Annotated in this window: 14 protein-coding genes; 9 read left to right on the top strand and 5 right to left on the bottom strand. The window is 61.7% G+C overall.

Translation table 11 applies throughout. From position 1 onward, the window contains the following. The first annotated feature begins 400 nt into the window (after positions 1 to 400). The 7 genes from QQK95_RS27470 (at position 401) to QQK95_RS27500 (ending at position 4,543) form a co-directional block, all read left to right on the top strand. On the top strand, positions 401 to 853 hold the full coding sequence (locus tag QQK95_RS27470; protein WP_284277550.1) for a pyridoxamine 5'-phosphate oxidase family protein: 453 nt from the start codon (positions 401 to 403) through the stop codon (positions 851 to 853). Between the two features lie 27 nt (positions 854 to 880). Continuing rightward, a complete protein-coding gene (locus QQK95_RS27475; RefSeq protein ID WP_284277551.1) occupies positions 881 to 1,534 on the top strand; it encodes a DUF6064 family protein in 654 nt (217 codons plus the stop codon). A 384-nt stretch (positions 1,535 to 1,918) separates the two neighbouring features. Next, a complete protein-coding gene (locus QQK95_RS27480) occupies positions 1,919 to 2,230 on the top strand; it encodes a hypothetical protein (protein ID WP_284277553.1) in 312 nt (103 codons plus the stop codon). 119 nt (positions 2,231 to 2,349) lie between these two features. Further along, positions 2,350 to 2,631 (top strand): hypothetical protein, encoded by a 282-nt coding sequence (locus QQK95_RS27485; protein ID WP_284277554.1) that lies wholly within the window; start codon positions 2,350 to 2,352, stop codon positions 2,629 to 2,631. A gap of 636 nt (positions 2,632 to 3,267) precedes the next feature. Then, positions 3,268 to 3,438 carry a hypothetical protein gene (locus QQK95_RS27490; protein WP_322791229.1) on the top strand — a complete coding sequence of 57 codons (171 nt, stop codon included), beginning with the start codon at positions 3,268 to 3,270 and terminating at the stop codon, positions 3,436 to 3,438. A gap of 4 nt (positions 3,439 to 3,442) precedes the next feature. Beyond that, positions 3,443 to 3,877, top strand: a complete 435-nt coding sequence (locus QQK95_RS27495; protein WP_284277556.1) for a hypothetical protein — start codon at positions 3,443 to 3,445, stop codon at positions 3,875 to 3,877. A 321-nt stretch (positions 3,878 to 4,198) separates the two neighbouring features. After that, positions 4,199 to 4,543: a hypothetical protein gene (locus tag QQK95_RS27500; RefSeq protein ID WP_284277557.1), complete on the top strand. Its 345-nt coding sequence runs from the start codon at positions 4,199 to 4,201 to the stop codon at positions 4,541 to 4,543. A gap of 45 nt (positions 4,544 to 4,588) precedes the next feature. Here QQK95_RS27500 and QQK95_RS27505 read toward each other — a convergent pair whose 3' ends face one another. The 4 genes from QQK95_RS27505 to QQK95_RS27520 form a co-directional block, all read right to left on the bottom strand. Beyond that, positions 4,589 to 6,208 carry an ABC transporter ATP-binding protein gene (locus QQK95_RS27505; protein WP_284277558.1) on the bottom strand — a complete coding sequence of 540 codons (1,620 nt, stop codon included), beginning with the start codon at positions 6,206 to 6,208 and terminating at the stop codon, positions 4,589 to 4,591. Between the two features lie 16 nt (positions 6,209 to 6,224). Further along, positions 6,225 to 7,346 carry an ABC transporter permease gene (locus tag QQK95_RS27510; RefSeq protein ID WP_284277559.1) on the bottom strand — a complete coding sequence of 374 codons (1,122 nt, stop codon included), beginning with the start codon at positions 7,344 to 7,346 and terminating at the stop codon, positions 6,225 to 6,227. Beyond that, entirely contained in the window at positions 7,339 to 8,262 is a 924-nt protein-coding gene (locus QQK95_RS27515; RefSeq protein WP_019857069.1) for an ABC transporter permease subunit, read from the bottom strand. The genes QQK95_RS27510 and QQK95_RS27515 overlap by 8 nt, the downstream gene beginning before the upstream one ends. 162 nt (positions 8,263 to 8,424) lie before the next feature. Then, positions 8,425 to 10,017, bottom strand: coding sequence for a peptide ABC transporter substrate-binding protein (locus QQK95_RS27520; RefSeq protein WP_284277560.1), 1,593 nt, complete (start codon positions 10,015 to 10,017; stop codon positions 8,425 to 8,427). A 282-nt stretch (positions 10,018 to 10,299) separates the two neighbouring features. Here QQK95_RS27520 and QQK95_RS27525 point away from each other — a divergent pair, with 282 nt between their 5' ends. After that, the gene (locus QQK95_RS27525; protein WP_284277561.1) at positions 10,300 to 10,746 is read left to right on the top strand and encodes a TadE/TadG family type IV pilus assembly protein; all 447 of its coding nucleotides are present in this window, start codon (positions 10,300 to 10,302) and stop codon (positions 10,744 to 10,746) included. Beyond that, entirely contained in the window at positions 10,747 to 12,516 is a 1,770-nt protein-coding gene (locus QQK95_RS27530; protein ID WP_284277563.1) for a TadG family pilus assembly protein, read from the top strand. It begins immediately after the preceding gene. A gap of 50 nt (positions 12,517 to 12,566) precedes the next feature. Here the strand turns inward: QQK95_RS27530 and bglA are convergent, their stop codons facing one another. Beyond that, positions 12,567 to 14,201, bottom strand: a complete 1,635-nt coding sequence (bglA, locus tag QQK95_RS27535; protein ID WP_284277564.1) for a beta-galactosidase BglA — start codon at positions 14,199 to 14,201, stop codon at positions 12,567 to 12,569. Positions 14,202 to 14,239: the final 38 nt, after the last annotated feature.

Below are 14,239 nucleotides of genomic sequence, written 5' to 3' on the forward strand. Positions count from 1 at the left end.
AGATCGCGTTTCGCGCGCACCGGGAGCGTAACCCTATATCCTTCCTGCTCTCTGCAATGCTGCTCTCCGGTTGACCAATCGTTCTGGACGGCGACACGATCGTGCTCGATGGAGCGCATGTCCGAATCGCCAATATCGACACCTGTGAGATCAATCACTTCCATTGCGATGCGGGGTTGCCGCTTGGGTCGACATCCTGGTGCTGATCGACCGCGTTAACGCGTCCGATGTCATCTCCGCCAACGCCCGGCTTCATAGCCAGTACCGGGCGCATGACAGATTGCGGAGCAGTTTGGCCCGGAAGCTCATCAGCCGCGCTGGGTATATTTGACACGCATCAAAGCCGGACGATCCCCGTTGGCACTACCATGGCTACGTCTTGCTTTTTTGGGGATAGGCCATGGATCAGAAAATCAGAGACACCATTCTCAATCTGTTGAGCACGCACCGCATCATGACGGTTGCCACTTTACGGCCTGACGGCTGGCCCCAGGCCACCACCGTGGGATATGTGAACGATGGCTTGACCCTCTATTTCTTGTGCGGTCTTGAGAGTCAAAAGGCCAAGAATCTAGCGAGGGACAACCGGCTTTCCCTCACGATTGACCATGACACCGCCGATCTGATGGCGATCACTGGCCTGTCGATGGCGGCCCACGCCGAACCCGTGCAGGACCGGGCCGAAGCGGAGAAGGTTCTCAGCATGTTGCCGTTGAAATACCCGGACGCCCCGCCCTTGCCGATGAAGATGCCAGGTCCGGATGAGGTTCGGATATTTCGGGTGATGCCGACGATCATTTCGGTGCTCGACTACACCAAGGGCTTTGGACACACGGACCTCGTCACCTACTAACGAAACGTCTTCCCGCACAGTTTGGACATGAACTTGCCATTCGGTGTTGAACAGTTCTTTGCGGTATTCACCGCTTACAACAGGGCGATCTGGCCGTTCCAGATTGTCGCCTATGCCCTGGGCGCGTTTGCCGTCGGTGCGATACTGAGCGGCCGTTCGCCTGCCCGCGAGAGGATCGTCTTCACCGTCCTGTCACTTCTGTGGGCATGGAATGGAGTGGCCTACCAGTTGATGTTCTTTTCGCCGGTCAATCCGGTGGCAAAAGTATTTGCCGGGCTGTTCGTTGCCCAGGCCGCTCTCTTCGCTGTGTATGCCGTCATCGCCCCTCCAGAACTAAGGTTCGAGCTTCGAGCGGGCTGGCAACCAATTGCCGGCTTGGCGCTCATCCTATATTCGGCGCTCGTCTACGAAATTCTTGGGATCGCGGCCGGCCATGGCCTTATGAACGGGCCGTTGTTCGGAGTAGCGCCGTGTCCAAGCACGATCTTCACGATCGGCTTGCTGTTGCTGCTCGGAGGTCGATCTGTGGTGCCGCTGTCGGTGATCCCTGTCATCTGGGCCTTGATCGGTACCGGTGCGGCGCTGATGCTTCAAGTCCGCGAAGATCTCGGCCTCGCAATAGCTGGCCTCATTCTAATTATCAGTCTCACGTCCGACTGGCTGCGACGCCCGCAATCGTGACAAGCGAAAGCGTCGCCGCCTGCCAGTCACCTTTCGATGGAGGTCGATGGACATAGCTGACGTCGCGCCTATCGCAGGCCGAAGAAGCTCAATATCGCTAGGACGATGACCACCGCTCCGACGAGCCAAATGATATTGTTCATGATCTTTCTCCCGTTGCCTGGAAAGCCCGCGCCCCTGGTGGAGGAACGTTGGCCACCAGCCGTTCCCGGCCGATCTTCAGGAGACACCAAGCGATGGTGCCTGCTGCAAGGGAGAACAATTAGGCAGGCCTAATGTTCCATCGCTTGGCAAGATCGAGCAATGGCCCTGCGATTGCTTTATATTAGCCTGTCTGCATGTCTTCTCGAGGAATGCTAGAACGCCGGTGACATCGGAGCCGATATGAAAAGACTGGTTTTCGCAGCAGCGGTATTTGCATTTGCCTGCCACTGCGCGCCCTCTCGGGCGGACGATGAGCGGTCATGCCAGATCATCGCAGCCGCAGCCCTGCTTTCCGGGAAGACCAACTGCAGAGACGGCGATATCATCACCATCTCCGGCATCACCACCAAAGAGGTACCGGAAGCGATAGCCAGATATTGCGATTTTTGGGCACAGATCGTCGTGCTGCCCGACGCGAGCGCGTCCGATGCATCGGGCCACTTGGTTCTTTGCAAGTACCGTCAGCGAGAAGCGGCCCCTTCCCAGCCTTAGCCCATACGCTTCGTCCATTCGGTTTGCCGCAGGCGGTCCGACTGTCCTGGGCCCCGGAACCAAAGGGCCTAGCGACAGTTATCCAACGAAGGGCTAATCAAGGCAATGGAGAAATTGCAATGAAATCAATGATCATGTGCGCTTTGGCGCTTTCCATCGGATTGCCGGCTGTCGCTTCGGCGGCAGAGGCCGACGTAATCATCAGGACTCACCATCGCCACCACGGCAACGTCAGGATCATCAACGAGGACGGCCAGCGCCTGCATCACCGCCACCATGGCACGGTGGCTTTCTACGATCACGGCCGCCGGCACCATCGCCCCGATGCCGTCGTTGTTACGAGTTCGGTCTACAAGCACCATCACCGCCGCCCGGTGGTGATCCAAAACAACGATTACTGATCGACCCAAGGGCCCGGCTCGTTACAGCCGGGCCTGCCGCATGAAATCTGAAATGTCCCTGGTGATCTGGCGTGCCGACACAAGGCATCATCAACGGACAGTCGTGTGATTTCGATGCCATTCAGCCTCTCCGAAAAAGGGTCGCGCAATCTCGCCACCTAGGCTGGAATGCCGGCTACGGCGCTTGCGAATATTTAGGGTTCGCCCGCCACGCGGACGTGGCGGGCGAACCCTATCAGCGCAGGAAGGGACATAGCTGCGCCAATCTGCCAAATATTCGTACTCTCGGATGGTCAGCCTAAAGCCATTCCAATCGCCATGAAGGTGATGGGCATTGCGAATATCACCGCGAGCAACCAGCGCGCTTGGCCAACACTCTTATCCATAAGCTTCCTCCAGGTTTAGCCGACAACGGTCACGAACGGTGGCTGTTCCGAACAGCACCACAGCCAGGACCATTGCATTTTGCGGTCGGACCAAGGTCCGGCGTTCCGTCGGACCGAAGCCCAGCCAGGGAACGTTTTCGCTGCGACCCAGTTTCGAGTGGTTGGGCGCGGGGACGATCAAACGAGGAAGCGAAACTGGATGAACGTGTCTAACAGTGAGGCCATACAATCCGATGTCCTGGGGGTGCGGGTGGCTGACCTCAAGATCAGAATGCGGCAGGCCCGGATTACCATGAGCGAAATGAAGACCTTCCGAAAGGTCGCGGCCATGATGGTCGACGGACGAGGCAGCATTGATGGCGACGACTTGATCGCCGCGTCCTTCGTTGCCGGTAGGCTGCTTGACGAGAAAACGCTCTGAGACCATGCGGACAATCAGCAAGCTTTTTGATTCCCATGCGGAAGCCTCCCGGGTTGCCGGAGAGCTGATGGCCGTCGGAGTTCCCCGCGTTCAGGTTGCCATTATCGGGCCCTACCAGGACGAACTGACAGTTCTAAGGTCTCCAAGCGTCATCCTTTGCGCCGTCGGTGCGGCATTGGCTTGCGTGAGCGCCCTTGCGGTCCACGGTATCAGTTCTCTTCCGGCCGGACTGCCGGCAACAGCACTGGTTTGCGCGGTCTGCGGCGGCGGTGCCGGCGGGCTGCTTGGTGGCTTCATGACCACAGCAAAGTCGGATGATCGGAGCGTTGCCGAGGGCATCGTCTTGGTGACGGCGCATGTCGATGAAAATGAAACCGACATCGCTCAGGCAGTGCTTGGCGGCTGCGCTCCCACTGCATTCATCGCCGAAGCAGCCTGACTTTCAGGCAGTTTGAACGAACGGCGGCGCGGGGCAGCCGGGCGCCACACCAGCGCGAGCCGCTAAGATCGGTCCGGGGCAAGGATCGACGAAAGGCCGCCCCGGCGTCAACCGGGGCGGCCCCTCTTCGTTTCCAGTGATTGAATTTAGACACTCGACGGACACCAACTTCGGGTGGCCGAGAACGTTCCCACATCGCAGGCCTCGTGGTGCCATGCCCGAGGGCTCTTTCGCGAGCCCAATCTTTGACGAAATAATCGTCGGCTCCAGATAGTTCGGTGGATATGATGAAGCCAGTGAAACGGCGAGCCGGGTGTGGACATGAATTTGATCGCGACGACGACCTCGACGCCGGTTCTTGTGATTGCGGTGCTTCTCTTTACCGGCTGCTCGTCGATCGGCAGGACCGCCGATCCGGCGAAGTACGAGAGCATGAGCTGTACAGAGCTCAACGGAGCGCTGGGGGAGAACGCGACTGAAATCTCGCAGACCGCCATCACCCGCGGCAAGGTGGCCAACACCAGTGTTCCGCGCTGGCTACTCGGCGGCTCGCGCGTGAAGACCGCCGTCGCCAACCGTGAGACTGCCCGCATCGATCGGCTGAAGCAGCAGCAGGATGCCATTGCCGCCGTACGGGCGCGCAAATGCCCGAGATCAGCTGACTGAGCGAACGGACGCCGCCCGATGATTGCCCTTACCTGAAACGACGTCTCAGGCGCTCAGCCGGAATCGGGTGACATCGATCGCCGCAGCCATCAGCGTCTGCGTGTAGACATGCTGCGGGTTGCTGAAGATCGCTTCGGTCTGCCCCTCCTCGACGATCTTGCCCTGTTTCATGACGATGATGTAATCGGCCATGGCGCGCACAACCGAAAGATCGTGGCTGATGAAGAGGTAGGACAGTTCATGGTCCGCCTGCAGCTTGCGCAAGAGTTCGACGATCTGTTTCTGCACCGAGCGGTCAAGCGCCGAGGTCGGCTCGTCCAGCACAACCATCTTGGGCTTCAGGATCATGGCGCGGGCAATGGCGATGCGCTGCCGCTGGCCGCCGGAAAATTCATGCGGGTAGCGGTTGCGGGCGTTGGGATCGAGGCCGACTTCAAGCAACGCCTCGACCGCGCGCTGGTCGCGCTGCTTGCCCGAAAGGTTGGGCTCATGCACCAGCAACCCTTCGGTGATGACCTGGCCGACGGTCATGCGCGGCGACAGCGAGCCGAACGGATCCTGGAAGACGAGTTGCATCTGGCGCCGCAGCGGCCGCATCGCCTGGCGGTCGGCTGTGGAAATGTCGCGATCGCCGAAGCGAATCAAGCCGTCGCTCGGCAGCAGCCGAAGCAGAGCGCGGCCGAGCGTCGATTTGCCCGAACCGGATTCGCCGACAATGCCGATGGTCTGGTTGCGCTGCAGCCGGATCGAAATGTCATCGACGGCGCGCAGCATCAGCGGCTCGCCGGCCAGAAACCCGCCGCCGATCCTGAATGTGACCTCGACATGCCTGCCTTCGAGCACCACGGGTGCGTTGGCGGGCGGCGGCGCCTTGCTTCCCGTCGGCTCGGCCGCCAGCAGCATCTTGGTATAGGCGTGCCGCGGGTTGGCGAAGATTGCTCCCGCCTCGCCCTCCTCGACCACCTCGCCCTGGCGCATGACATAGACCCGGTCGGCGAAGCGCCGGACGATGCCGAGATCGTGGGTGATGAAGACGATCGCCATGCCGAGCTTGCGCTGCAATTCGGCGAGCAGCATCAGGATCTGCGCCTGGATGGTCACGTCGAGCGCGGTGGTCGGCTCGTCGGCGATCAAAATGTCGGGATCGTTGGCCAGCGCCATGGCGATCATCACGCGCTGGCGCTGGCCGCCGGACATTTCGTGCGGATAGGATTTCATCCGCCGTTCGGGATCGGGAATATGCACAAGCCGCAAGAGCTTGAGCGCCTCTTCGCGTGCTTCGGCGGCATTCAGGCCGCGATGCCTGCGGATCGGTTCGATCAGCTGGTTGCCGATCGAATAGAGCGGGTCGAGCGAGGTCATCGGCTCCTGGAAGATCATGCTGATCTTGGCGCCACGCACCTTGTTCAGGTCGGATTTGCTCAGCGTCAGCAGGTTGCGGCCGCGATAGTCGACGCTGCCCGTGGCCTCGCCGTTCGAGGCCAGCAGGCTCATCGCCGCCATCATGGTCTGGCTCTTGCCGGAGCCGGACTCGCCGACCACGGCGACGGTCTCGCCCGCATTGACGTGGATGTTGATGCCCTTCACCGCTTCGACGGTACCGTCGAGCGTGCGGAAGCGGACGCGCAGGTCCTTGACGCTGAGGATCGTTTCGGGAGTGGCCATGTCAGCGGTCCCCATCTTATCGATCCCTCGGGTCAAGTGCGTCGCGCAGGCCGTCGCCGACGAAATTCAGGGCGAACAGCGTCGAGACGAGGAAGAAGGCGGGGAACAGAAGCAGCCAGTTGGCGGTGCCGATGTTCTTGGCGCCGACCGAGATCAGCACGCCCCAACTGGTCATCGGCTCCTGCACGCCAAGGCCGAGGAACGACAGGAAACTCTCCAGGATGATGACCTGCGGCACCAGCAAGGTCATGTAGATCACCACCGGACCGAGCAAATTGGGGATGACATGGCGCAGCAGGATGCCGCGCTGGCCGACGCCCATGGCTTCCGCCGCCTGGACATATTCCTGGCGGCGGATCGACAGCGCCTGGCCGCGCACGATGCGCGCCATGTCAAGCCACAGCACCGCCCCTACCGCCAGGAACATCAGCACGAAGTTGCGGCCGAAGAACACCACCAGCATGATGACGAAGAAGATGAACGGCAAGGAGTAGAGCACATCGACGATGCGCATCATCGCCTCGTCGATCTTGCCGCCGGAGAAACCCGCGGCAGCGCCGTAGATCACCCCGATCACCACCGCCACGACGCCGGCGAGCAGGCCGATGGCCAGTGAGATGCGCCCGGCCATCAGCGTGCGCGAGAGCAGATCGCGGCCTGTGTTGTCGGTGCCGAACAGAAAATATTGCTGCTTGACCGACGCGCTCATCGTCACTTCCAGACCGTCGGACGACTTGCTCTCGATCTTGGTGTCGTCAAAGGCATCGGAGCGGTCGAGGTAGCGGATATTGCGGTCATCGATCGGCTTCGTCGACTTGACCGTGACGAAGACGTGATCGCCCTCCTGGTGCCATTCCTTGATATCGACCCGCATGCGCTTGATCGCATCACTGAGCGCGGACTCGATCATGTCGGCCTTCGGATAGGCTGTCAGGCTTGGCGGCATGCGCACATAGTCGGCATAGATGGTCGTGTACTGGTGCGGCACGAACCAGTGGCCAAACACGCTGACGAGCCCGATCAAAGCGAGGTAGTAGAGGCTGAACATGGCGGCACGGTTGGCCTTGAGGCGCGCCCAGGCATCGCCCCACAGCGAGCGGCCGACGATAGCGGGAGCAGTGGCTGCGATGTCAGTCATAGCGCACCCTCGGGTCGACGACCGCATACATGACGTCGACGATCAGGTTGAAGACGATGGTGAAGATGGCGATCACCACCACCGTCCCCATCACCAGCGTGTAGTCGCGGTTGAGCGCCGCATCGACGAAGTAGCGACCGACGCCGGGAATGGAGAAGATCGTCTCGACGATGACGGAACCGGTCAAAAGGGCCGCCGCCGCCGGGCCGGTGAAGGAAACGATCGGCAGGATGGCGCCGCGCAAGGCGTGCTTGACCACCACAGACCAGTCGGAAAGGCCGAGCGCGCGGGCGGTGCGGATGTGATGGGATCGCAGCGATTCGATCATCGAGCCGCGCATGAGGCGGGCGACGATGGCGATCTGCGGCAAGGCCAGCGTCAGCACCGGGCCGACCTTGTTGATGAAGGCGCCATCACCCCAGCCGCCGATCGGCAGGAGCTTCCAGGTCAGTCCGAAGAGAAGCTGGATCACTGGCGCGATGACGAAGGTCGGTATGGTGCTGCCGGCCGTGGCCAGCGCAATCACCGTATAGTCGCCAAGCTTGTTCTGGTTGAGCGCGGCAATGGTGCCGAGCACGGAACCGAGCAGCAGCGCCAGGATCAGCGCCGAAGCGCCGAGCTGCACCGAAATGGGCAGGCCCTTGGCGAACAGTTCGGTGACGGTGAAATCCGGCATGTTGTAGCTCGGGCCGAAATTGCCGCGCAACAGATTGCCGAGATAGTGGACATATTGCAGCCAGAGCGGATCGTTGAGGCCGAACTGGGCTTCAAGGTTGGCCTTGATCTCGGGGCTCAGCCCCCGCTCCTGGTTGAATGGCCCGCCTGGCGCGACACGCATCAGGAAGAACGCCATCGTCACAATGACGAAAAGCGTCGGTATGGCGGTCAAAAGCCGCCGGAATACGTATCGCAGCATCGGTGCCCCACTTGATCCGGAACACGCCTGTCCGATTGGACCATTGTGCTCCAGCCTTCAAATCTTCGCACCGGATTTTCCGAAAATCGATTGCGCTTCCCGGCCGATGCGATGGCAAACCAGCACCGCCGCGCACAAAGTGCGCGGCGGCTTGGCCAGGGATCAGTCCTTGCTGACGAAACGCGACGGATGGATATCCATCACATTGTCGACGAAGCCATGCAGCTTCGAGGACACGATGTCGTGGTAGCTATAGTAGAGCAGCGGGATCTGGCCGACGTCGTCGACGAGAATGCGCTCGGCCTCGGAGAGCTCCTTCATGCGCTCCTCGGGCTTGCCGCCGGCGGCGGCTGCCTTGTCCATGGCCGCTTCATAGGCCGGGCTGTTGTAGTTCGAGTAGTTGTTGCCGCTCGCCTTGCGCGAGATGCCAAGGAAGGTTTCCGGATCCTTGTAGTCGGCGATCCAGGCGGCACGCGCCACGTCATAGTCGCCCTTCTGCTCGAGGAAGGAGTAATGCGTCTTGGTGTCGGTGTTGAGCAGCGTGACGTCGACGCCAAGCGGCTTGAGCTGCTCCTGGATGGCGACCGCGGTGTTCTTGTGGTTCTCCGAGGTGTTGTAGCGGATTTCCATCTTCAGCGGATGTTCGGGCGTGTAGCCAAGTTTCTCGAGGATCTTCTTGGCCGCGTCCTCGCGGTCTATCTGCGGCATGTCGGCGTATTTGGCCATTGCGGGCGTGTAGCCCTCGATGCCGGGAGGCACCATCGAATAGCCGGGCAGCATCGAGTTCTGCCAGACCTTTTCGGCGATGAAGTCGCGGTCGATCGCCATCGAGATGGCGTTGCGCAGTTCAGGGTTGTTCCACGGCGCCTTGTCCGTCTTGATCGCGTAATAATAGGTGCCGAGATACGGGCCGACATGGATCTGGGCGCCGAACTTGGTCTTGAGGTCAGCGAGCTGTTCGGTCGGCAGATCGTCATAGCTGTCGAGTTCGCCGGCCTCGAAGCGCTTCATCGCCGATGAGCGGTCTTCGGTCGGGATGTAGTTGACCACGTCGAACTTGACGGTCGCGGCGTCCCAGAATTTCGGATTCTTGACCAGCTTCATGTGGTCGTTGGGAACCCATTCGGCCAGCGTATAGGCGCCGTTCGAGACGAGATTGCCCGGCTTGATCCAGTCGGCGCCGAGTTTTTCAATCGAGGCCTTGCTGACCGGATAGGTCGCCTGGTGGGTCAGCATCTCCAGGAAGTACGGAGTCGGCGCCTTCAGCGTCACTTCCAAGGTGTTGGCGTCGATCGCCTTGACGCCCATGTCCTCGGGCTTGCCCTTCTTGGTGTTGACGTCCTCTGCGCCCTTCACCGGATACAGCATCGAGGCGTATTCGGCGCCGGTCGCCGGGTCCTCCAGCCGATGGAAGGCGTAGACGAAGTCGTCCGCCGTCACCGGGCTGCCGTCCGACCACATGCCGTCCTTGCGCAGCTTGAAGGTGTATACGGTGCCGTCATCCGATACCGTCCAGCTTTCAGCCGCGCCGGGAATGAGGTTTGCCTTCTCGTCCTGCATGACCAGTCCCTGGAACAGGTCGCGCAGCACATTGGCTTCATAGACCGTCGAGGTCTTGTGTGGGTCGACCGATTCCGATTCGGCGGCGGTGCCCCTGTTGTAGACGCTCTCGGCGAACGCCGGCGAGTAGAATGCGCCGGCGGCTACCGCCATGGTGGTGGCGAATACCGTCGCCTTCAGCATGTTTTTCAGCATGAAGTTCTCCCTGTGGCGCTGCCGTGGGCGCGCCTTCAAGTGTTGACGCCCCGGAACCGATGCCTGGTTCCTTTGAGCGCGCCGCCGGTTCCCCCCGGCAGCTGGTGGCAGGAGACTAGACAGGAGGTAAGCTCTTTTCAACCGAGTACTGATTGACCCTAAGTCAATCCCTAGAATCGAATAAGCAACGGCTAAATTAGAACGGCGCTTTCAATCGCGCGCATCTGCAGGTTGCACCCAGAGTTTTCGCTTTCTGCATGCGAACTTTGGCATGCTGACAGCATGGTCCAGAACCCCATTCCCAGGCTCCGAAGGCGTGCCTTCTCGAAAGACAATTCGGGAACCTCAGCCGTCGAATTCGCGCTGTTGTCGCCGATTTTTATCCTCCTTCTGCTCGGAATGGTTGCGTACGGTATCTATTTTGGCGCTGCCAACTCGGTCCAGCAGATCGCGGCGGATGCCGCCCGGACGGCCATAGCCGGGTTGAACCAGACCGAGCGGCAGACGCTCGTGGCCGCCTTCCTCACCAACAATGCCGGTGGCTACCCCTTCGTGGACGCCAGCAAACTGACCTACCAGGCCAATGACAGCGTGGCCGACGGCAGCCAGTTCGTCGTGTCGATCTCATACGATGCGCGCAACCTGCCGATCTGGAATCTCTTCCCGGGCATAGCCATGCCGGGGACCACCATCAAGCGTCAGTCGACAATCAGGGTCGGGGGTATCTGAATGCTGCGGCATGCCGGCAAGGGCATCGGCCGGCTTGCACGGTCGATGGCGGGAGACAGAAAGGCGAACTTCGCGGTCATGACCGCGCTGAGCGCGCCGGTCGCGCTGGCGCTGGCGGCGGTGGCCATCGATGAAGCCTCCATCTACACCGAGCGTCGGGAAGCCCAGGCGATGGTCGATCTGGCGGCGATCACAGCCGCCTCGAACATCAACAATGTCAACACGGCGGTCGTCACCACGCTCACCGACAACGGCATGCCGGGTGTCGTCGTTCAAGCCTCGGGCCAGACCATTGCCCCAGCCGTCGGCAAGACGGTGGTGACGGTCACGCGAGGCCGATATGCCTCGACGACCACCAATGTCACCCAGCGCTTCCAGCCGGGCGTGACACCCTACAATGCGGTGCGTGTCACGCTGGCGAAAGTCCCCGCCCGCTATTTCGCGAGCTCGCTCATCCCCACGCCCGTCATCGGCACCCAAGCCACGGCCAGCATGACGCCGCAGGCGACATTCTCGGTAGGGTCGAGGCTGCTCAGCGTCAATGGCGGTATCCTCAATGCTCTGTTGAGCGGGCTCCTCGGCGGCAACATCTCGCTCAGTGTCATGGACTATAACGGGCTGATCTCGGCCGATGTCAGCGTGCTGTCCTTCATCAGCGCGCTCGCCACACAGTTGAACATCACGGCCGGCACCTATTCGGACGTGCTGGCCTCGAAAGCGACCGTCGGCCAGATCGCGACTGCCATGGCCAATGTCCCTGGCCTCGGCAACACGGCGAAGGTCGCCCTCCAGACCATCGCTTCCAAATCGACCAGCACGGTCAAGATCCCGCTCTCCAGCCTTGTCGATCTCGGCTCCGTCGGCAGCCTGGGGCTCGGGCAACAGCCGTCCGGCCTCGGCGTCGATGCAAGCGCCATGGGAATGCTGACCGCCGCCGCCGTGCTCGCCAACGGCACCAACCAGGCCGCGATCGACCTCGGCGCCACCATACCGGGGCTGCTCTCGACCAAGCTCAACATCGCCATCGGGGAGCCGCCGCAATCCTCGCCGTGGCTCGCGGTCGACGGCATCGGCACTGTCGTGCGGACCGCCCAGACGCGCATCAAACTGACGGCCACCGTCGGTGTCGGCACGCCCGGCCTCGGCGGCGGCATCAGCCTGCTGGCGGTCAACCTGCCGCTCAATGTCGAAGTCGCCTATGCCGAAGCCAAGCTGACCGACATCACCTGCCCGACAGGGCCTTCCAGCATCAGCGTTTCCATCGCCGCGCACCCGGGCGTTGCCCAACTGAACCTGGCCAACAGCAACAATCCCTCCGGCTTCGCCGATTTCAGCCAGCCGCAGACCTTCACCGATGCCGACATCGCCGATGTGAGCCTGCATCTGCTGCTGATCAACATCCCGTTGATCCAGGTGATGGGGTCGGCCGCGACCGCGATCACCAACAACAACCCGCAGACCTTGACCTTCAGCGCAACCGACATCGCCAACAAGACGGTGAAAACCGTTTCGACGCGCAACATCTCGCAGTCGCTCACCACGTCGCTGGTCAACAACCTGTCGCTTTCAGCCAATGTGCTTGGTCTCGGCATCGATCTCAGTTCCCTGCTCGGAACGGTCAAACCGGCGGTGGTGACCCTGCTCAACACCGTAACGGCGCCCGTGGACGACTTGCTCTACAATGTGCTGTCGGCCTTGGGTGTCGGCGTCGGCCAGGCCGACGTGCGCGTCACCGGAGCGACCTGCGGACGGGCGGTGCTCGTTCAGTAAGGTTTCCTGGCCAAGCGGGTCGCTTGGCCAGGGCGCAGCCGAACCGCCAGTCAGTCGAGCCGGCCAAGGAAGCAACCGAGGGCCGGCAGCGAGGGCGTTGCTTCCTCACCGGCAGCGGTGCCAGCCAGGACTGCAGCGACAGCGCCAATATCCGGTGGCAAGGGCCAATTCGCCGGCTCTCCGGCGAAATTGAAGACACAGAGCAACTTTTGCCCGCCGCCTTCGCGAATGAAGGCCAGCACGTTGCCTTCGGTGTCGAGAAAGCGGATCGAACCGCTGACCAGCGCCGGATGGCGCCTGCGCAAGGCAAGCGTCGAACGGTAGGCGGACAGCACCGATTGCTCGTTGCCGTTCTGCAGATCGGTGGCGCGGGCGCGATGGCTGGCCGGGACCGGCAGCCAGGGTTTTCCCGTCGAGAAACCCGCATTGTCGGCGTCGACCTCCCAGACCATCGGCGTGCGGCAGCCATCCCTGCCCTTCACGCCAGGCCAGAAGCGAATACCGACGGGATCGCGCAGATCCTCGTAGGCAAGCTCCGCCTCCTCCAGGCCGAGTTCCTCGCCCTGATAGAGGCAGATCGAGCCGCGCAGGCAAGCCAGCAGCATGATCGAGAATCTGGCCACCGCGTCGGCATCGCCGTCCGGTCCTGTCCAGCGGCTAACATGGCGCACCACGTCATGGTTGGAAAACGCCCAGCAGACCCAGCCGTCGGCGACCGCTTGTTCGAAGGCCTCGACGCAGCCGCGCACATGCGCCGCCGAAAATTGCGGACCGAGCAGGTCGAACGTGTAGCACATCTGCAGCTTGTCGCCGCCGGAGGTGTAGGCGGCCAGCGTCTGCAGCGAGCGGCCCTCATCGCCGATTTCACCGACGGCGGCGCGGTCCTCATACTCGTCCAGCAACGCCCGGAAACGCCTGAGGAAAGCCAGGTTTTCCGGCTGCGTCTTGTCGAACAGATGCTCCTGGTAAAGGTAGGTGTTGGTTTCGCCATTGGTGCCAGCGACGCTCGACGCCAAGGGCGGATTGCTGCGCAGCCAGCGGTCGTGGACATAATAGTTGACCGTATCGAGCCGAAAACCGTCAACACCACGCTCGAGCCAGAAGCGCACCGTATCCAGCAGCGCATCCTGCACCTCCGGATTGTGGAAATTCAGATCGGGCTGCGACGCCAGGAAATTGTGCATGTAATATTGCCGGCGGGTCGAATCCCACTCCCAGGCCGGGCCGCCGAAGACTGACAGCCAGTTGTTGGGCGCATTGCCGTCGGGTTTCGTATCGGCCCAGACGTACCAGTCGGCCTTGGGATTGTCGCGGCTGGCGCGGCTTTCGATAAACCACTCGTGTTTGTCGGATGAGTGCGACAAGACCTGGTCGATGACGACCTTCAGGCCCAGCCGGTGCGCCTCGGCGACCAGAGCATCGAAATCCTCCAGTGAACCGAACATCGGATCGACCTCGCGATAGTCCGACACGTCGTAGCCCATGTCGGCCATCGGCGACTTGAAGAAGGGCGACAGCCAGACAGCATCCACGCCGAGCGAGGCGACGTGGGCAAGCCGCGTTGTGATACCCCTGAGATCGCCGCTGCCGTTGCCGGTCGTGTCCTGGAAGGAACGCGGATAGACCTGGTAGATGACGCAGCCGCGCCACCATTCGGCCCCCTGCCCCACATTGTCATCGGCCATCACGACCCCTTCCTGGCGCGACCCTTTGCGGTCTGGCG

Source organism: Mesorhizobium huakuii (genome assembly GCF_030160235.1).
GTDB classification, from domain to species: domain Bacteria; phylum Pseudomonadota; class Alphaproteobacteria; order Rhizobiales; family Rhizobiaceae; genus Mesorhizobium; species Mesorhizobium huakuii.

Bases quoted from the DNA above. Each gene is read 5' to 3' on its own strand.
- QQK95_RS27470 (WP_284277550.1), top strand. From the start codon at position 401: ATGGATCAGAAAATCAGAGACACCATTCTCAATCTGTTGAGCACGCAC.
- QQK95_RS27475 (WP_284277551.1), top strand. From the start codon at position 881: ATGAACTTGCCATTCGGTGTTGAACAGTTCTTTGCGGTATTCACCGCT.
- QQK95_RS27480 (WP_284277553.1), top strand. From the start codon at position 1,919: ATGAAAAGACTGGTTTTCGCAGCAGCGGTATTTGCATTTGCCTGCCAC.
- QQK95_RS27485 (WP_284277554.1), top strand. From the start codon at position 2,350: ATGAAATCAATGATCATGTGCGCTTTGGCGCTTTCCATCGGATTGCCG.
- QQK95_RS27495 (WP_284277556.1), top strand. From the start codon at position 3,443: ATGCGGACAATCAGCAAGCTTTTTGATTCCCATGCGGAAGCCTCCCGG.
- QQK95_RS27500 (WP_284277557.1), top strand. From the start codon at position 4,199: ATGAATTTGATCGCGACGACGACCTCGACGCCGGTTCTTGTGATTGCG.
- QQK95_RS27505 (WP_284277558.1), bottom strand. From the start codon at position 6,208: ATGGCCACTCCCGAAACGATCCTCAGCGTCAAGGACCTGCGCGTCCGC.
- QQK95_RS27510 (WP_284277559.1), bottom strand. From the start codon at position 7,346: ATGACTGACATCGCAGCCACTGCTCCCGCTATCGTCGGCCGCTCGCTG.
- QQK95_RS27515 (WP_019857069.1), bottom strand. From the start codon at position 8,262: ATGCTGCGATACGTATTCCGGCGGCTTTTGACCGCCATACCGACGCTT.
- QQK95_RS27520 (WP_284277560.1), bottom strand. From the start codon at position 10,017: ATGCTGAAAAACATGCTGAAGGCGACGGTATTCGCCACCACCATGGCG.
- QQK95_RS27525 (WP_284277561.1), top strand. From the start codon at position 10,300: ATGGTCCAGAACCCCATTCCCAGGCTCCGAAGGCGTGCCTTCTCGAAA.
- QQK95_RS27530 (WP_284277563.1), top strand. From the start codon at position 10,747: ATGCTGCGGCATGCCGGCAAGGGCATCGGCCGGCTTGCACGGTCGATG.
- bglA (WP_284277564.1), bottom strand. From the start codon at position 14,201: ATGGCCGATGACAATGTGGGGCAGGGGGCCGAATGGTGGCGCGGCTGC.